At 66.9% G+C, this 16,729-nt stretch carries 17 protein-coding genes and 1 riboswitch; of the genes, 14 read left to right on the top strand and 3 right to left on the bottom strand.

Annotated elements, in window-relative coordinates; translation table 11 throughout:
- Positions 1-66 precede the first annotated feature (66 nt).
- The 4 genes from msrB (at position 67) to msrA (ending at position 3,195) form a co-directional block, all read left to right on the top strand.
- Complete coding sequence (gene msrB / locus ABKF58_RS18910) at positions 67-567, top strand: peptide-methionine (R)-S-oxide reductase MsrB (protein ID WP_482582724.1); 501 nt, start codon at positions 67-69, stop codon at positions 565-567.
- Between the two features lie 16 nt (positions 568-583).
- Entirely contained in the window at positions 584-2,206 is a 1,623-nt protein-coding gene (locus tag ABKF58_RS18905) for a cytochrome c biogenesis protein DipZ (protein WP_482582722.1), read from the top strand.
- Positions 2,139-2,336 carry a hypothetical protein gene (locus ABKF58_RS18900; protein ID WP_482582720.1) on the top strand — a complete coding sequence of 66 codons (198 nt, stop codon included), beginning with the start codon at positions 2,139-2,141 and terminating at the stop codon, positions 2,334-2,336. Before ABKF58_RS18905 ends, ABKF58_RS18900 begins: the two co-directional genes overlap by 68 nt.
- Positions 2,337-2,550: 214 nt before the next feature.
- On the top strand, positions 2,551-3,195 hold the full coding sequence (msrA, locus tag ABKF58_RS18895; RefSeq protein WP_482582719.1) for a peptide-methionine (S)-S-oxide reductase MsrA: 645 nt from the start codon (positions 2,551-2,553) through the stop codon (positions 3,193-3,195).
- 74 nt (positions 3,196-3,269) lie between these two features.
- Here msrA and ABKF58_RS18890 read toward each other — a convergent pair whose 3' ends face one another.
- From ABKF58_RS18890 to cobA, 3 genes are all read right to left on the bottom strand, one after another.
- Positions 3,270-4,670: an L-serine ammonia-lyase gene (locus ABKF58_RS18890; protein WP_482582717.1), complete on the bottom strand. Its 1,401-nt coding sequence runs from the start codon at positions 4,668-4,670 to the stop codon at positions 3,270-3,272.
- Positions 4,671-4,900: 230 nt separating this feature from the next.
- Complete coding sequence (gene glyA / locus ABKF58_RS18885; RefSeq protein WP_482582715.1) at positions 4,901-6,157, bottom strand: serine hydroxymethyltransferase; 1,257 nt, start codon at positions 6,155-6,157, stop codon at positions 4,901-4,903.
- Between the two features lie 254 nt (positions 6,158-6,411).
- Positions 6,412-6,500: riboswitch (glycine riboswitch) on the bottom strand.
- A gap of 263 nt (positions 6,501-6,763) precedes the next feature.
- Positions 6,764-7,504 (bottom strand): uroporphyrinogen-III C-methyltransferase, encoded by a 741-nt coding sequence (gene cobA / locus ABKF58_RS18880; RefSeq protein ID WP_482584403.1) that lies wholly within the window; start codon positions 7,502-7,504, stop codon positions 6,764-6,766.
- Between the two features lie 250 nt (positions 7,505-7,754).
- On the opposite strand from cobA, the gene ABKF58_RS18875 reads away from it, so the two are divergent.
- The 10 genes from ABKF58_RS18875 (at position 7,755) to ABKF58_RS18830 (ending at position 16,568) form a co-directional block, all read left to right on the top strand.
- Positions 7,755-8,180 carry a c-type cytochrome gene (locus ABKF58_RS18875; protein WP_008953030.1) on the top strand — a complete coding sequence of 142 codons (426 nt, stop codon included), beginning with the start codon at positions 7,755-7,757 and terminating at the stop codon, positions 8,178-8,180.
- A 45-nt stretch (positions 8,181-8,225) separates the two neighbouring features.
- Positions 8,226-9,671, top strand: a complete 1,446-nt coding sequence (locus tag ABKF58_RS18870) for a cbb3-type cytochrome c oxidase subunit I (protein WP_482582713.1) — start codon at positions 8,226-8,228, stop codon at positions 9,669-9,671.
- Between the two features lie 113 nt (positions 9,672-9,784).
- Complete coding sequence (locus ABKF58_RS18865) at positions 9,785-10,375, top strand: cytochrome c oxidase subunit 3 family protein (RefSeq protein WP_482582711.1); 591 nt, start codon at positions 9,785-9,787, stop codon at positions 10,373-10,375.
- A gap of 157 nt (positions 10,376-10,532) precedes the next feature.
- Complete coding sequence (locus ABKF58_RS18860) at positions 10,533-10,793, top strand: cytochrome C oxidase subunit IV family protein (RefSeq protein ID WP_014086629.1); 261 nt, start codon at positions 10,533-10,535, stop codon at positions 10,791-10,793.
- A gap of 9 nt (positions 10,794-10,802) precedes the next feature.
- Positions 10,803-11,609: a CbbQ/NirQ/NorQ/GpvN family protein gene (locus tag ABKF58_RS18855; RefSeq protein ID WP_008953026.1), complete on the top strand. Its 807-nt coding sequence runs from the start codon at positions 10,803-10,805 to the stop codon at positions 11,607-11,609.
- Between the two features lies 1 nt (position 11,610).
- The gene (locus tag ABKF58_RS18850; RefSeq protein ID WP_482582708.1) at positions 11,611-12,006 is read left to right on the top strand and encodes a hypothetical protein; all 396 of its coding nucleotides are present in this window, start codon (positions 11,611-11,613) and stop codon (positions 12,004-12,006) included.
- A 2-nt stretch (positions 12,007-12,008) separates the two neighbouring features.
- Positions 12,009-13,844 carry a nitric oxide reductase activation protein NorD gene (locus ABKF58_RS18845; RefSeq protein ID WP_482582706.1) on the top strand — a complete coding sequence of 612 codons (1,836 nt, stop codon included), beginning with the start codon at positions 12,009-12,011 and terminating at the stop codon, positions 13,842-13,844.
- Positions 13,845-13,969: 125 nt separating this feature from the next.
- Positions 13,970-15,691 carry a cytochrome D1 domain-containing protein gene (locus ABKF58_RS18840; protein WP_482582704.1) on the top strand — a complete coding sequence of 574 codons (1,722 nt, stop codon included), beginning with the start codon at positions 13,970-13,972 and terminating at the stop codon, positions 15,689-15,691.
- A gap of 62 nt (positions 15,692-15,753) precedes the next feature.
- Positions 15,754-16,065, top strand: a complete 312-nt coding sequence (locus ABKF58_RS18835; protein WP_008953022.1) for a c-type cytochrome — start codon at positions 15,754-15,756, stop codon at positions 16,063-16,065.
- Between the two features lie 185 nt (positions 16,066-16,250).
- Entirely contained in the window at positions 16,251-16,568 is a 318-nt protein-coding gene (locus ABKF58_RS18830) for a c-type cytochrome (RefSeq protein WP_482582702.1), read from the top strand.
- Positions 16,569-16,729: the final 161 nt, after the last annotated feature.

Below are 16,729 nucleotides of genomic sequence, written 5' to 3'. Positions count from 1 at the left end.
GGTCCTGATCATGAAACGTCGACAATTTCTGCGCTGCCTGAGCGGGGGGGCGTTGCGCTGCTCGCGATGCATCGCACCGCCCGCGCCGCCACCTCCGCGCTCGCTCCCCGGATGGTGACGGTGATCAAGTTCTCGGATGCGGGAACGCCGCTCGGCCCGGTTACCCTGCCGCTGGTGCAGAAGGACGCCGAATGGCGGCGCGTGCTGTCGCCCTTGGCGTATGCCGTGACGCGCCGGCAAGGCACCGAGCCCCCGTTTTCCATTCATGGCTACGACCGGCACGATGCCGGGGTCTACCGTTGTGTCTGTTGCGGCAACGCCCTGTTCAGTTCCCGGACCAAGTATGACTCGCACACCGGCTGGCCCAGTTTCTGGCAACCGATTGCCGCGCAGAACATCGCCACGCACAGCGACGTGACGCTCGGCATGGTGCGCACCGAGGTGCTCTGTGCCCTGTGCGAGGCGCACCTGGGTCACGTGTTCGACGATGGCCCGCCGCCGACCGGGCTGCGCTACTGCATGAATACCGTGGCGCTGCGTTTCGTTCCGCTGGCCAAGGCATCCTGAAAGCGGAGGTGGTGCGATGTTATTGCTGATGCTTTCCTACCTTGGCGGTGTGCTGACCATCTTCAGCCCGTGTGTGCTGCCGGTGATCCCGTTCGTGTTCGCCCGTGCCGACCAGCCGTTCCGGCGCGCCGGCCTGCCGATCCTGCTCGGCATGGCGCTCACCTTCGCCGGCGTGGCCACGCTCGCCGCGGTCGGCGGCAGCTGGGTGGTGGCGGCCAATCAATACGGTCGTATCGCGGCGCTGGTGCTGATGGCACTGCTCGGGCTGACCCTGCTGCTGCCGGCGCTGGCCGAGCGCGTGATGCGGCCGCTGGTACGGCTGGGCGGACAATTGCAGCAGCAGGCCGAGCACCAGGGCAGCGTCAAGGGTGCGCTGTTGCTGGGCGTGGCGATCGGCTTTCTGTGGGCGCCGTGCGCCGGGCCGATCCTGGGGCTGGTGCTGGCCGGCGCCGCGCTGAACGGTGCCAACGCGCACACGGCGCTGCTGCTGTTGGCCTTTGCCGCCGGCGCCGGCACCTCGCTGGCCGGGGCGCTGTTCGCCGGCAGCCGTCTCTTCCGGCTGATGAAGCGCGGACTGGGGGCCGAGGAGTGGATCCGGCGCGGGCTCGGCGTCGCGGTACTGGCCGGGGTGACGGCGATCGCGCTCGGGCTGGACACCCAATATCTCGCAAAAATCTCCTACGCCAGCACCGCCGGCACCGAGCAGGCGCTGATCAACACGCTGTCGGCTCGCGCGAGGCCGCCTGCCGTGCCTGCGCCGAACGCCGGCGTGATGCCGGTGGCGGGCACGCTCAAACTGGCGGATGAAGGGCCTGCGCCGGCGCTCACCGGGGCCACGCGCTGGCTCAATTCGCCGCCGTTGAGCCTGGCAGCGTTGCGCGGCAAGGTGGTGCTGGTGGATTTCTGGACCTACTCCTGCATCAACTGCCTGCGCACCTTGCCCTACCTGAAGTCGTGGTGGGACAACTATCAACGCCAGGGCCTGGTGATCATCGGCGTGCACGCCCCGGAGTTCGCCTTCGAGCGCGACGAGGGCAATGTGCGCAAAGCCATCCGCGACCTCGGCATCCCTTACCCGGTGGCGATGGACAACGATTTCTCCATCTGGAACGCCTACCACAACCAGTACTGGCCGGCGCACTACCTGATCGATGCCCAGGGCCGGGTACGCGACCACACCTTCGGCGAGGGCGACTACGCCCACACCGAAGCGGCGATCCGCCAGTTGCTGGCGGAGGCCCACTCCAAGGTGTCCGGCCCGATGGCCCGGGTGCTGCCGTTGCCCGCCCAGGGCGTGATGGCGGCCGGTGGTGGCGACGTCAATGTCTCGCCGGAAACCTATATCGGCAGTGAACGCGCCGAGCATTTCGCTTCGCCCGAGCGCTTCCGGCCGGATCGTGTCGCCCTGTATTCGGTGCCGCCTGCTCCAGTGCTCAACCAATGGGGGCTCGCTGGCCGCTGGAAGGTGGGGGGCGAATCGGCCACGTTGGCGCGCCCGCAGGGGGCCATCGTCTATCGCTTCCGCGGCCGCGACCTGCATCTGGTGCTGGGTAATCCGCACTGGCTCGCCGGTGCGCTTCCGCGTCACGCTCGATGGTGCGGCACCGGGAGCCGACCACGGTGCCGACGTCGGTGCTGACGGCAGCGGTACAGTCGACGGCAACCGGCTGTACCAGCTGGTGCGTCAGCAGGCAGGTGCACGGGAACGCACCTTCCAGATCGAGTTTCTCGACGCCGGGGTGCAGGCGTTCGCGTTTACCTTCGGCTAAACGGCGCTGACAAAACCGGTGCCACGTTCCTGGCCGGGCGGGCGCTGGCAGAAAACGCGACTTGGCCGACGTTTTTGCGACGCTACGGTACACGTCGTGCGGCAAAAGCTTGCTGGGTGAACCTAAGGATTCGCACGCGGGCAACGACGCCAGCAGGGTTTTGCCGGCGGCGCCCGGCGTCACGTTCCCATCCCACTTGCTGAGGAGGAAGACCATGATTCGCATCCGTACCCTGTTGTTGGTGCTGTCGGTCGGCTGCGGGCTGCTGGCGCCGGCTCGTGCCCAGACCGTGCCTGCCTTTGCCGGCGTGCCTCTCCCCGAGCACGGCAGCCAGGTCGCCGTGCTCGCCGGTGGCTGTTTCTGGGGTGTCGACGCGGTGTTCAAGCACGTCAAGGGCGTCACCAGCGTGGTCTCGGGCTACTCGGGCGGCAGCGCCGCCAGCGCCCGGTACGAGACCGTCAGTAGCGGGACCACCGGCCACGCCGAATCGGTGAAGATCACCTACGACCCCGCCAAGGTCTCGTACGGCCAGCTGTTGCAGGTGTTCTTCGCGGTGGCGCACGACCCGACCGAGCTGAACCGCCAGGGGCCGGATCACGGCACGCAGTACCGCTCGGCGATATTCTATGCCGACGCCGGCCAGAAACAGGTGGCGCAGGCCTATATTGCGCAGCTGGACAAGGCGCGCGTGTTCGGCCAACCCATCGTCACCCAGGTAGTGCCGCTCAAGGCGTTCTATCCGGCCGAGGGTTACCACCAAAACTTCCTGGCGCTGCACCCGGACAACCCTTACATCGTGATCAACGATCTGCCCAAGCTCGACGCCCTGCACCGCGCGTTTCCGGCGCTGTATCGCTGAGCCGGACCAGACAAAAAAGAACCCCCGGCGAGCGGGGGAAGAGACGTCAGAGGAAGGGTGCCGAGGGCACGCGGTCAGCATTCCACGATGTTGACCGGCACCTCGACAATGTTCACGGCCAGGCCGCCGCGGGCGGTTTCCTTGTACTTGGTGCTCATGTCGCGGCCGGTGTCGCGCATGGTCTTGATGACGCGGTCGAGCGAGACGAAGTGCTGGCCGTCGCCGCGCAGCGCCATGCGCACGGCGTTGATGGCCTTGACCGAGGCCATGGCGTTGCGTTCGATGCAGGGCACCTGCACCAGGCCGCCCACCGGGTCGCAAGTCAGGCCGAGGTTGTGTTCCATGCCGATCTCGGCGGCGTTTTCCACCTGCTCCGGGGTGCCACCCATCACTTCGGCCAACCCGCCCGCCGCCATCGAACAGGCCGAGCCGACTTCGCCCTGGCAGCCGACTTCCGCCCCCGAGATCGAGGCGTTGAGCTTGAACAGGATGCCGATGGCGCCGGCCGTCAAGAGGAAGCGCACCACGCCGTCTTCATTGGCGCCGGGCACGAAGCGGGAATAGTAGTGCAGCACCGCCGGCACGATGCCGGCCGCGCCGTTGGTCGGCGCGGTCACCACGCGGCCGCCGCCGGCGTTCTCTTCGTTTACCGCCAGCGCGTAGAGGTTGACCCAGTCGATCACCGTGAGCGGGTCGCGCAGGCTGGCCTCGGGCGCCGCCAGCAGCTTGCGGTGCATATCGGCGGCGCGGCGCTTGACCTTCATGCCGCCGGGCAGGATGCCTTCGTGGGCGCAGCCGCGCTTCACGCACGCCTGCATCACGTGCCAGATGTTGAGCAGACCGGCGCGCACTTCTTCCTCGCTGCGCCAGGCCAGTTCGTTCTCCAGCATGATCTGGCTGATCGGCTTGCCGTGTTCCTTGCACAGCGCCAGCAGCTCGGCGGCGTTGTTGAAGGGATGGCGCAGCTCGGTGGCGCCGGGCGGCACGAAGCCGGCCTCCACCGCCGCCTCGTCCACCACGAAGCCACCACCTACCGAGTAGTAGGCGCGCTTGTCGAGCACGTTGCCGGCGTCGTCGCGGGCCTCGAAGGTCATGCCGTTGGGGTGGAAGGGCAGCGACTTGCGCTTGTGCAGCACCAGGTGCTCCGGCTCGGTGAACACCACTTCGTGCTGGCCGAGCAGCGACAGCCGTTTGTTGCTGCGGATTGCTGCCACCATGGCCGGCACCGCGTCGGTGTCGACTTCGTCCGGCAGTTCGCCCTGCAGGCCGAGCAGTACCGCCACGTCCGAGCCGTGGCCCTTGCCGGTGGCGCCGAGCGAGCCGAACAGTTCGCTGCGCACGCTGGCCACTCGTTCCAGCAGGCCGTCCTTCTCCAGCCGGGCGACGAACTGACGCGCGGCGCGCATTGGCCCCACGGTGTGCGAACTGGACGGGCCGATACCGATCTTGAACAGGTCAAAGACGCTGATTGCCATGGTTGCTTCTCTTGCTACGGCACCCCGCTAGGCGGGGGCCTGATGAATTCGGGAGACAACCCCCGGCCGTTTCCGGCCGGGGTAAAACTCGATCAAGGGTCACGATCCTGCCACGTTTCCGAGAGGGCTGTTGGCATTGTCCTCATCGCAGGATGGGGAATCCATCGATGATGGGTTCCTCTGAATTGCCCCCATCCTGCGGCGTGCGCGACCGATCGTGAGGCGGGTTCTTAGCCGCGGTACACCGGGAAAGCTGCGCACAGCTCGGCCACCTGATGCTTGACGCGCTCGATCACCGCCGGGTTCTCGATATCGTCGAGAATGTCGCAGATCCAGCCTGCCACGCGCTCCACTTCGGCTTCCTTGAAGCCGCGCGTGGTGACGGCCGGGGTGCCGATGCGGATGCCGCTGGTGACGAACGGGCTTTGCGGGTCGTTCGGCACGGCGTTCTTGTTGACGGTGATGTGCGCCGCGCCCAGTGCCGCGTCGGCTGCCTTGCCGGTCAGCCCCTGGCTGATCAGCGACAGCAGGAACAGGTGGTCGTCCGTCTTGTTGGACACCACGCTGTAACCGCGGTTCTGGAACACCGTGACCATGGCGCGGGCGTTGGCGATGACCTGTTGCTGGTAGGCCTTGAACTCGGGCTGCTGCGCCTCGAGGAAGGCCACCGCCTTGGCGGCGATGACGTGCATCAGCGGGCCGCCCTGGATGCCGGGGAACACCAGCGAGCTGAACTTCTTCTCCAGCTCCGGGTTGCTCTTGCACAGGATCAGGCCGCCGCGCGGGCCGCGGAGGGTCTTGTGGGTGGTGGTGGTGACGACGTCGGCGAACGGCACCGGGTTCGGGTACAGGCCGGCGGCGACCAGGCCGGCGACGTGCGCCATGTCGACGAACAGGTAGGCGCCGACGCTGTCGGCGATCTGGCGGAAGCGGGCGAAGTCGAGCACCAGGGAGTAAGCCGAGAAGCCGGCCACGATCATCTTCGGCTTGTGTTCTTCGGCCAACCTTTGCACTTCGTCGTAGTCGATCTCGCCGGTGTCCGGGTTGAGGCCGTACTGCACCGCGTGGTAGATCTTGCCGGAGAAGTTGACCTTGGCGCCGTGGGTGAGATGGCCGCCGTGCGCCGGGCTCATGCCCAGCACGGTGTCGTGCGGTTCCAAGAGCGCCATGTAGACGGCGGCGTTGGCCTGCGAGCCGGAGTGCGGCTGCACGTTGGCGTAGTCGGCGCCGAACAGCTGCTTGGCGCGGTCGATGGCGAGCTGCTCGACCACGTCGACGTGTTCGCAGCCGCCGTAGTAGCGCTTGCCGGGGTAGCCTTCGGCGTACTTGTTGGTGAGTTGCGAGCCCTGCGCCTGCATCACGCGCGGGCTGGTGTAGTTTTCGGAGGCGATCAGCTCGATGTGATCTTCCTGGCGCTGGCGCTCGGCCTCCAGCGCGTTCCACAGGGCGTCGTCGAAGCCGGCAATCTGCATATCCTGGGTAAACATGTGCTGTCCTTGTTGTTGCAGGGCCGGCGGCCAATGGCGGCCGCCGCGTGCCCGGTCGTTGGTGTCGACCTGTGGCCCGCACGGGCGAGGGAAGGGGTAAAGGGCGGGTGCAACGGCACGGACGCGGGTCCCCATCCGACACAGGTCAGATGACGCCCCCTCTGTCCTTTTGCCTGAGAGATTACGGCGGGGTGACGGGCACCCGGCCATGCTTCCTTCGGCGAGGCCTCACGGGCCTACTCTCCAGAGAGCCGAACGACATTGCGGTTCTTTTGCCTGAGAGTTTCTGGGGCGATACCCCTTCGGCGCCACCGCTCAAGGTGGTCTCTCCCGCAATGTTTGACGCGGCTGGTGCCGAATCTAGAGATGCCGCCGCAGCCTGTCAACGTGATTCGTCACGCGCCGGCGGCGGCACGGACGCGGCGCAGCGGGCAGGGTGTCGGCGGTGCCCGCCGACACGGGGAGCCGGCGGGGAGAATAGTCGCTTTGGTGACGAAACTGGTCGGCTGTTGAGCTGCCGAGCCGCTACCGCCGGGCCGATGCGCACCGGCCCTGCTCGGGGCCGGTGTCGGGTCGATGCAACACTTCCGGCGCGTGCCGGCAGGCTCATGCCGGCGCGGCTGCCACGGTGGCTGAGGCGGCGCTCAGCGTCGGGTAGAGCCGCACCACCTCGCCGATGATCAGCAAGGCTGGCGGACGCACGCCGGCCGCCGCGATGCGTGCCGGCAGGGTGGCCAGGTCGGCGCTGACGATGCGCTGCTGCGGCGTGGTGGCGCGCTCGATCACGGCGGCGGGGGTGGTGCCGGGGCGGCCGTGGCGCATCAGCTCGGCACAGATGCGCGCCGCTTCGGCCAGGCCCATGTAGATCACCAGGGTTTCCTCGGCGCCGGTGTGGCGCGTCCACTCGAGTTCGTCTTCGCCGTCGCGGCGGTGGCCGGTGACGAAGCTCACGCCTTGGGCGTGGTCGCGGTGGGTGAGCGGGATCAGCCCGCGCGCCGCGGCACCGCAGGCGGCGGTGATGCCGGGGATCACTTCGCACGGAATGCCGGCCTCGGCCAGCGCCTGGACCTCTTCGCCGCCGCGGCCGAACAGGAACGGGTCGCCGCCCTTGAGGCGCGCCACGCGCCGGCCCTGGCGTGCCTGGCGGATCAGCAGGGCGTTGATCTCGCCCTGCGGCAAGGTGTGGCGGCTGGCTTCCTTGCCGACGTCAATGCGCCAGGCCGAGGGCGACGCCAGTGCCAGCACGGCGGGGTCGACCAGGTGGTCGTACAGCACCACCTCGGCTCGTTGCAACCGGGCCAGTCCCTTGACCGTGATGAGTTCCGGATCGCCCGGTCCGGCGCCGATCAGGCAGACCGTGCCGGGGGGAAGTCGTCGTTGGCGGAGGCGGTCTGAGCGGCGCTGGTGGCCGCTGTCGAGAGGGGGGAGAGGCGGGGTGGTTCATGCGGACTCCTGCAGCAAGGCGATGACAATGGCGCAAGTGTAGGAATGGCGCGGCCGGGAAATCGTTGATTCGCATCAATGTCGTAAACATGTATCGCCCATACAGTTTACCCCAGGCACCGGGTGTTTCCGGTGATATGTGATAGGAGGCCGTATGAGCGCCAGCTTCACCAAGTCGACCGCCCGCAATATTTTCTATGGTGGGGCGGTGTTTTTCTTTCTGTTGTTTCTTGCATTGACGTTCGATACCACCCAGGCGCTGCCCAAGCGCGACAACCGCGTCAACCTGACCGAGCAGGTCGCACGCGGCAAGAACATCTGGGAGACGCGCAACTGTATCGGCTGCCACACCCTGTTGGGTGAGGGCGCCTACTTTGCGCCGGAACTGGGCAACGTCTACCAGCGCCGCGGACCGGAGTTCATCAAGGCCTGGATCAAGGGTCAGCCGACCGGCGCCCCGGGTCGTCGCCAGATGCCGCAGTTCCATCTGACCGACGGCGAACTGGACGACCTGGTCGCCTTCCTCAAGTACAGCTCCGAGATCAATACCAACAACTGGCCGCCCAACATCGAAGGCTAAGGCTGCCGAGCGGGATGAATTCTTGTCAGATTTAGGGAGATTCGCATGAGTACCTCGACCACGGCGGTTCTCGACACCCCTCGGGGTGTGGAGGAACACGCCGCCACCCGGCTGAAATACCGCTCGCAGGCGGTAGCCAAGCCTTACTTCATTGCCGCCATCGGGCTGTTCTTCGGCCAGATCGTGTTCGGCCTGATCATGGGCCTGCAGTACGTGATCGGTGATTTCCTGTTCCCGGAAATTCCGTTCAACGTGGCGCGCATGGTGCACACCAACCTGTTGATCGTGTGGCTGCTGTTCGGCTTCATGGGCGCCGGTTACTACATGATTCCGGAGGAGTCGGAACGGGAGCTGCACAGTCCTAAACTCGCCATCATCACCTTCTGGGTGTTCCTGGTGGCGGGCGCCCTGACCATCGTCGGCTACCTGTCGGTACCGTACGCCACGCTGGCCCAGCTGACCCACAACGAAATCCTGCCGACCATGGGACGCGAGTTCCTGGAGCAGCCCACCATCACCAAGGTGGGGATCGTGCTGGTGGCGCTGTCCTTCCTCTACAACCTGTCGATGACCGTGCTGTCCGGCCGCAAGACCAGCGTCAGCCTGGTGATGATGCTGGGGCTGTGGGGCTTGGCGATCTTCTTCCTGTTCTCGTTCTACAACCCGACCAACCTGGTGCTGGACAAGTACTTCTGGTGGTACGTGGTGCACCTGTGGGTGGAAGGCGTGTGGGAACTGATCATGGGCGCCATGCTGGCCTTCGTGCTGATCAAGGTGACCGGCGTCGACCGCGAGGTGGTGGAGAAGTGGCTGTACGTGATCATCGCCATGACGCTGATCTCCGGCATCATCGGCACCGGTCACCACTACTACTGGATCGGTACCCCGGGGTACTGGCAGTGGTGGGGCTCGATCTTCTCGGCGATCGAACCGATTCCGTTCTTCATGATGACGCTGTTCGCCTTCAACATGGTCAACCGTCGCCGTCGCGAACACCCGAACAAGGCCGCCGTGCTGTGGGCCCTGGGGACCGGTGTGATGGCCTTCCTCGGCGCCGGGGTGTGGGGCTTCCTGCATACGCTGGCTCCGGTGAACTACCTGACGCACGGCACCCAGCTCACCGCCGCGCACGGTCACATGGCCTTCTACGGTGCCTACGCCATGGTGGTGATCACGATGATCTCCTACACCATGCCCAAGCTGCGTGGTCGCGAGGCCAACAGCCGCGGCGCCCAGAAACTGGAGATGGTGTCGTTCTGGCTGATGACCCTCGCCATGGTGGCCATCACGCTGTTCCTGACCGCCGCCGGCTACGTGCAGGTGTCGCTGCAGCGCATGGGTACCACGCCGATGCCGTTCATGGCCGCTCAGGACCATGCCGCGACCTACTACTGGCTGCGTGAAGCCAGCGGTGTGGTGTTCTTCATCGGTCTCGCGCTCTACATCATCAGCTTCTTCGTCAAGGGCAAGACCGACGAAGCCGCCCACTGAGTGTGTGTAGCTAAAGGCGGCCCGGGGGGATTCGGGTCGCCTTTTTTTATCGGAAGCCGGTTTGGCCCGCTGCGTGTGCGATGCGGGGCCGGGCCGGATCCTGGGAGGCAAATATGAACCAGAGCGTAACCCTGTCGGCTTCGGCCAACCCGCGCGAGGTGCCGGGCGATCTGGCGATGTGGTTCTTCATCCTCGCCGAGCTGCTGGTGTTCGGGGTGTTCTTTCTCGCCTACGGCTATGCCCGGGCGCACGACCCTGCCACCTTCGTCGCCGGCCAGCGCCAGCTGGCGCTGGGCGTGCCCACCGTCAATACCCTGCTGCTGATTGCCGGCAGCGCCAGCGTGTCGGCGGCGGTGCGGGCCTTCGTGCTCGATCGCCAGCGCACCGCCCGCCGTCTGCTGTGGCTGACCGTGGCGCTGGGAATGGGCTTCGTGGTGCTCAAGTGCGGCGAGTTCGCCGGAAAGTTCGCCGCCGGCATCACGCTGTCGAGCGACACCTTCTGGATGTTCTACCTGTCGCTCACCTTCTTCCACTTCCTGCACGTCATCCTCGGCATGGTGATCGTCGGTGCCGTGGCAGTGTACGCCCGCGACGGGCGCTACCGGCCGGGCCAGCTCGCCGGTGTGGAGACCGCCGCCGCCTACTGGCACATGGTGGACCTGGTGTGGGTGGTGCTGTTCGCGCTGGTGTACGTGGCACGTTAGAGCCTGTCCACGATCGTGTTGCACGTCCCTGATCGGGACGCCATGGCGTAGCCCAGCCGAGGGCCACCCGCGACACATCCTGAACCGGTTCTGAGTGATTTTTATTGCTTGCCCTTGGTCAAGGTGAGGCCGGGGCCCGACGCGTAAGTTGATGACTATGAACGCTTTGAGAGATTTCCCTACCGTCTGGCGGGTGTGGCTGTGGTTGACCGCGCTGACCCTGCTGGCGGCTTTTCTTGCTGACGCTCACCTCACCCCCGGCCACCTTGCGCTGGCGGCGTTGTCGGTGGCCTGGCTCAAGGGCCTGGCCATCGTCGAGCACTACATGGCCCTGCGCCACGCCCCAGCCTGGCTGCGGCTGACCGTGCACGGCTGGCTGGCGCTGGTGAGCGCCGTGTTGATTTTTAGTTTCCTGTGAGAGAACGCCATGAACGCACCCACCGTTTCGGCCCAGCTTGATGTTCCTTTCTACCAGCCGGTCGGCTCCGAATGCGAGCTGTTCGAGGCCGCCTGGCGTCAGCAGCTGCCGGTGCTGATCAAGGGCCCCACCGGCTGCGGCAAGACCCGCTTCGTCGCCCACATGGCGGCGCGCCTCGGCCTGCCGCTGATCACCGTGTCCTGCCACGACGACCTGACCGCCGCCGATCTGGTCGGCCGCCACCTGATCGGCGATGGCGCCACCTACTGGAGCGATGGCCCGCTCACCCGCGCCGTGCGCGAGGGCGGCATCTGCTATCTCGACGAAGTGGTCGAGGCGCGCAAGGACACCACCGTGGTGCTGCACCCGCTCACCGACGACCGCCGCATCCTGCCGATCGAGCGCACCGGCGAGGTGCTAGAGGCCTCGCCCGACTTCATGCTGGTGGTGTCGTACAACCCCGGCTACCAGCACGTGCTGAAGACCCTCAAGCCGTCGACGCGGCAGCGCTTCGTGGCGATGTCCTTCGACTTCCCGCAGCCCGAGGTGGAGCACGCCGTGGTGGTGCGCGAGAGCGGCATCGACGCCGGGCGCGCCAAGCAACTGGTGACGCTGGCGGGCCAGCTGCGCCGCCTTACCGGCTACGACCTGGACGAATCGGTCAGCACCCGCCTCCTGGTCTACGCCGCTAAGCTGATGGCCGCCGGCATGGCACCGCTCACCGCCTGCCGCACCGCGTTGGCCGAGCCGCTGACCGACGACGCCGACACCCTGGCGGCGCTCCTGGCCGTCATCGACACCCAGTTCGCCGCCTGACATGGGCGACGACGAACGGCAGGACGAACAGCACAAGGTGGTGCTGGCCCACGCGCTGTATCTCGCCAACCTGCTCTTGGCCCCCGGCATCGCCTTCCTGTTGCTGTGCTGGTGCCGCCGGCGCTGGCGCGGCCAGGCCACGCCCAGGTTGGCCGAAGCCCTGCACCAGTCCTGGGGGGCCTCCTGGCGCGCCGGCATGCTGCTGGTCCCGCTGGCGCTGAGCGGCCTGCTGCTGGACCCGTCCCGCGCCGCCGGCTGGCTGCCGCTGATCCTCTCCTTCCTCGCGTTGCACGCCGTGCTGGCGCTGATGGGGATCGCGGCGCTGGCCCGGGTGCTGGCCGACCAGCCTTTCTGCTACCCGCTGCCCGGTTTGTGGCGGCACCGTCAGGAGCATTGACGATGGAAGATATTGTCGGAGGCTGGTGGGACCGGCTGATCACCCGCGCCGCCTACCGCGGCCACCCGCAGGCGGCAGTGACGCTGGCCGGCGTGACCCGGTTGGCGCCGCCGTTTTTCCGTGCCATGGGCGGCGACCCGGCGCTGGTGCTGCGCTCCACCGTCGGCACCGAGCACGGCGCGCGCCGCTCGCTGCTCGAGCGCGTGGCCGGCATCGGCGAGAAGGTGGAACTGGCCTGGAGCGACCGCCGGGCGCTGTATCTGCCGGAGAAACTCGATCTGTTCCCGTCCGCCATGCTCAACCGCGCGCTGTACTTCTGGCTCATGGCGCTGGCCGCCGAGCCGGCGCCGCGCGGCGACTGGCTGACGCGCAACCGCTTGGCGACGCAGCGTTGCACGGCACGCATGCCCGGGCTCGCCGCCAGCTACCACCAGCTGGTGGGCGCCTTGCTCGCCTTGCGCCCCGACCCGGCGCGGCTGTCGGCGCCCGAGGCCGCGGTGGAGCAGGCCATCCGCCGGGCGCTGCAGCACCCCGAACGCGAGGTGGCGTTGCCCGAGGTCAAGCGTCCGCCGCAGCCGGTGCCGCTGTGGCTGCACCCGGCGCCGCCCACCGGCGCCGAAAATGGCGGCGCCGCGGGGGAGTCCCCGGCCGACGACGACAGCGAGCACAAGGCGCGCGAGAGCGCGCAGAAGCGCCGCCGCTACCGCGCCCAGCGCATCGTGCCGGAGGACAAGAAGGACGGCATGCTGATGGTGTTCCGCGCCGAAAGCCTGTTCACCTGGGACGAGTACGTCAAGGTCAACCGCCACAACGACGAGGATGAAGACGAGGACAACGCCGCCGCCGCCGAGGACATGAACAAGCTCAGCATCGCCGCCGACAGCAAGACGCGCGGCAGCCGCCTCAAGTTCGACCTCGACCTGCCCTCCGCCGAGTACGACGACACCCCGCTCGGCCCCGGCCTGCTGTTGCCGGAATGGGACTGGAAACGGCAACGGCTGATCGACGACCACTGCCGCCTGCTGCCGATGCACCCGCGCGACGCCAGCCCGGCGCCGCTGCCGGATCGGCTGCTGCCGCTGGCACGGCGGCTGCGCCGCCAGTTCCAGGCGCTGGCGCCGGAACGCACGCGCAAGAGCGGCGAAACCAACGGGCCCGACATCGACCTCGACCGCGTCATTCGTTTCATGGCCGAACGCCAGAGCGGCGTGGCGCAGGGCGAGCCGGGGCTGTACCAGGCCTGGCCGCCGGGCGAGCGCAACCTGGCCTGCCTGCTGTTGGCCGACCTGTCGCTCTCCACCGAGAGCTGGGTCGGGGAGGCGGGCCGCGTGATCGACGTCATCAAGGACAGCCTGCTGCTGTTCGCCGAGGCGCTCTCGGCCAGCGGTGACGCCTTCGGCCTCTACGGCTTCTCGTCGCTCAAGCGCCACGAAGTGCGCTACCTGCTGTTGAAGGACTTCGCCGACGCCTTCGACGACGCCGCGCGCGGCCGCATCATGGCGCTGCGTCCCGGCTACTACACGCGCATGGGCGCGGCGATCCGCCAGTCGGCGCGCATCCTCGTGCAGCAGCCGGCGCAGCGGCGCCTGCTGTTGATCGTCTCCGACGGCAAGCCCAACGACATGGACCACTACGAGGGACGCTACGGCATCGAGGACACGCGCCAGGCCATCCTCGAGGCGCGCCGCGACGGCGTGACGCCGTTCTGCGTCACCATCGACCGCGAGGCCGGCGACTACCTGCCGCACCTGTTTGGCAGCCGCGGCTACGTGGTGGTGCAGCGCGCCGAGACCCTGCCGCAGGTGCTGACCACGCTGTATGCGCAGCTGACGCGCTGAGAGCGAAAAGGTTCACCCCTTTTGCATATTTGCCTGAGCAAGCGTTGACGCGCATCAAGGAGGGGGAGGGGCGGCAGGCCGATGATGCCGGTGTCAATTCCTTACCCTTCAAAGGAGTATGCACCATGAGCACACCGAGGATGTCCGTACTGGTCAAGAGAGCCGTCATGGCGGCGTTGCCGCTGGCAGTGACAGCGGCGTTCGCCGCCCCTCCCGGCGCCAGCGCGCCGGAACTGGCCTACCAGGCTGGCGGCTCGCCCCTGGCCGGCCAGGAGATGCACCAGAACATCAATCCCAAGGCCCCGCCGATGACCAAGGCGGAATTCGCGCAGGCACGCCAGATCTACTTCGAGCGCTGCGCCGGCTGTCATGGTGTGCTGCGCAAGGGGGCGACCGGCAAGCCGCTGACCACCGACATCACGCTGGAGCGCGGCACCGAGTACCTGAAGACCTTCATCAAGTACGGCTCGCCCGCCGGCATGCCGAACTGGGGCACCTCGGGCGAGCTGTCCGATGCCCAGGTCGACCTGATGGCGCGCTACGTGCAGCAGGAACCGCCGACCCCGCCGGAATACTCGCTGGCCGACATCGAGAAGACGCGCAAGGTGCTGATCCCGGTCGACAAGCGTCCGACCAAGAAGATGAACAAGTACAACCTCGACAACCTGTTCTCGGTGACGCTGCGCGACAGCGGCGAGATCGCGCTGATCGACGGTGACAGCAAGCAGATCATCAGCATCATCAAGACCGGCTACGCGGTGCACATCTCGCGCGTGTCGGCCTCCGGCCGCTATCTCTACGTGATCGGCCGCGACGCCAAGATCAACCTGATCGACCTGTGGATGGAGCATCCCGAAACCGTGGCCGAGATCAAGGTCGGGCTGGAAGCGCGCTCGGTCGAGACCTCCAAGTTCAAGGGCTGGGAAGACAAGATCGCCGTGGCCGGCACCTACTGGCCGCCGCAGTACGTGATCATGGACGGCGACACCCTCAAGCCGCAGAAAGTGGTGTCGACGCGCGGCATGACGGTGGACAACGAGTACCATCCCGAGCCGCGCGTGGCCTCCATCGTGTCCAGCCACTACAAGCCGGAGTTCGTGATCAACGCCAAGGAAACCGGCAAGATCATGATGGTCAACTACTCTGACCTCAACAACCTCAAGACCACCACCATCAACGCCGCCAAGTTCCTGCACGACGGCGGTTTCGATCGCACCGGCCGCTACTTCTTCGTCGCCGCCAACGCCTCCAACAAGATCGCCGTGGTCGACACCAAGGAAGACAAGCTGGCGGGCCCGGTCGACGTCGGCAAGACCCCGCACCCAGGCCGCGGCGCCAACTTTGTGCACCCGAAATTCGGTCCGGTCTGGGCCACCGGCCACCTCGGCGACGACAGCATCGCGCTGATCGGCTCCGACCCGGTCAAGCACAAGCAGTACGCCTGGAAAATGGTCGCCAGCATCCAGGGCCAGGGCGGCGGCTCCTTGTTCATCAAGACCCATCCCAAGTCGAAGAACCTGTGGGTGGACACCACGCTGAACCCGGATTCGGCGGTGAGCCAATCGGTAGCGGTGTACGACATCGACCACCTCGACAAGGGCTTCGTACGGCTGCCGGTGGGCGAGTGGGCCGGCCTTGGCGACGGTGCCAAGCGCGTGGTGCAGCCGGAGTACAACAAGGCGGGCGACGAGGTGTGGTTCTCGGTATGGAGCGCCAAGGACAAGCAGTCGGCCATCGTGGTGGTGGACGACAAGACGCGCAAGCTCAAGGCCGTGATCAAGGACCCGCGCCTGGTGACGCCGACCGGCAAGTTCAACGTGTTTAACACCCAGCACGATATTTACTAAGCGCAGCAATTATCGATCAGTGGCCGGCGTTCACCGCCGGCCGCGGCAGAAGGAGTCACAACATGAAAACCAATCAATGGATCATGGCCGCCGTGCTGGCCGGTCTGGCTTCGGCCAACGTGCTGGCCGCCACCCCGCAGGACATGGCCAAGCAGTACAACTGCCTGGCCTGCCACAGCGTCGACAAGAAAGTGGTCGGCCCGGCCTTCAAGGACGTCGCCGCCAAGTACAAGGGGCAGAGCGTCGAAGCCAAGCTGATGGACAAGGTGAAGAAGGGCGGTTCCGGCAGTTTCGGACCGGTCCCGATGTCGCCCAACCCCAGCGTGCCCGATGCCGACCTGAAGGTCCTGGTGAAGTGGGTACTGTCGCAGTAACCACCCGCCTCATCGGGCTGCGGCGCCTTCACCGCTTGAGCGCCGGGCGGGCTGCGTGCGCATCGTTGATGCGCTCAGCGCGCAGGACTCCTCATGTACGACGAGTACATTCCGGTTCCTGTGCGCCGGCGGCGCCCAAGCCGCTTTGGCCCGCCCGCCCGCTGAGACGGGCACTACGCGACGTCGTGGCCGGGCTGGCGCTGCTGGTTTCGGCCAACCTGGCGCTGGCGGCGCCGCAGGTCTCGGCGCCGCCGCCGGAGCGCGCGGCGGTGATCCGCCATCTGGTGCGCCAGGATTGCGGCTCCTGTCACGGCCTCACGCTCAAGGGCGGGCTGGGCAGCCCGCTCACCGCCGAGGCCCTGGCCGCCCGCCCGGACGAGGCGCTGCTGGCCACGATATTGAACGGCCGCCCCGGTACCGCGATGCCGCCATGGCGGCCGTTTTTGACGGAAGAAGAAGCCAAATGGGTCATACAGTGGCTGAAAGACGGCGCTCCCGAGTAGTCCATTTTGTTAGGCGGCTGCGCCTTCGCATCTTGAGTGACGGAGGTGCTCTGAGCGTGCGAATCTCTCATGGAGATTCGCTCAGCCATGATCCTCATGGACTCCGTGCCCATTCCGGTTCCTGCGCTCCGGCGGCCCACAAGCTGCCTGGGCTCGCTCGC

It is taken from the genome of Pseudogulbenkiania sp. AW2-16 (assembly GCF_056824575.1).
The sequence above is the reverse complement of the archived record's forward strand: the minus strand, read 5'-3'. Positions and strand labels throughout refer to the sequence as shown.

Coding starts and splice junctions, on each gene's coding strand:
- ABKF58_RS18905 (WP_482582722.1), top strand. CDS start 584: ATGTTATTGCTGATGCTTTCCTACCTTGGCGGTGTGCTGACCATCTTC.
- ABKF58_RS18870 (WP_482582713.1), top strand. CDS start 8,226: ATGAGTACCTCGACCACGGCGGTTCTCGACACCCCTCGGGGTGTGGAG.
- msrA (WP_482582719.1), top strand. CDS start 2,551: ATGATTCGCATCCGTACCCTGTTGTTGGTGCTGTCGGTCGGCTGCGGG.
- ABKF58_RS18845 (WP_482582706.1), top strand. CDS start 12,009: ATGGAAGATATTGTCGGAGGCTGGTGGGACCGGCTGATCACCCGCGCC.
- ABKF58_RS18850 (WP_482582708.1), top strand. CDS start 11,611: ATGGGCGACGACGAACGGCAGGACGAACAGCACAAGGTGGTGCTGGCC.
- ABKF58_RS18835 (WP_008953022.1), top strand. CDS start 15,754: ATGAAAACCAATCAATGGATCATGGCCGCCGTGCTGGCCGGTCTGGCT.
- ABKF58_RS18855 (WP_008953026.1), top strand. CDS start 10,803: ATGAACGCACCCACCGTTTCGGCCCAGCTTGATGTTCCTTTCTACCAG.
- ABKF58_RS18860 (WP_014086629.1), top strand. CDS start 10,533: ATGAACGCTTTGAGAGATTTCCCTACCGTCTGGCGGGTGTGGCTGTGG.
- ABKF58_RS18865 (WP_482582711.1), top strand. CDS start 9,785: ATGAACCAGAGCGTAACCCTGTCGGCTTCGGCCAACCCGCGCGAGGTG.
- ABKF58_RS18875 (WP_008953030.1), top strand. CDS start 7,755: ATGAGCGCCAGCTTCACCAAGTCGACCGCCCGCAATATTTTCTATGGT.
- msrB (WP_482582724.1), top strand. CDS start 67: ATGCATCGCACCGCCCGCGCCGCCACCTCCGCGCTCGCTCCCCGGATG.
- glyA (WP_482582715.1), bottom strand. CDS start 6,157: ATGTTTACCCAGGATATGCAGATTGCCGGCTTCGACGACGCCCTGTGG.
- ABKF58_RS18840 (WP_482582704.1), top strand. CDS start 13,970: ATGAGCACACCGAGGATGTCCGTACTGGTCAAGAGAGCCGTCATGGCG.
- ABKF58_RS18890 (WP_482582717.1), bottom strand. CDS start 4,670: ATGGCAATCAGCGTCTTTGACCTGTTCAAGATCGGTATCGGCCCGTCC.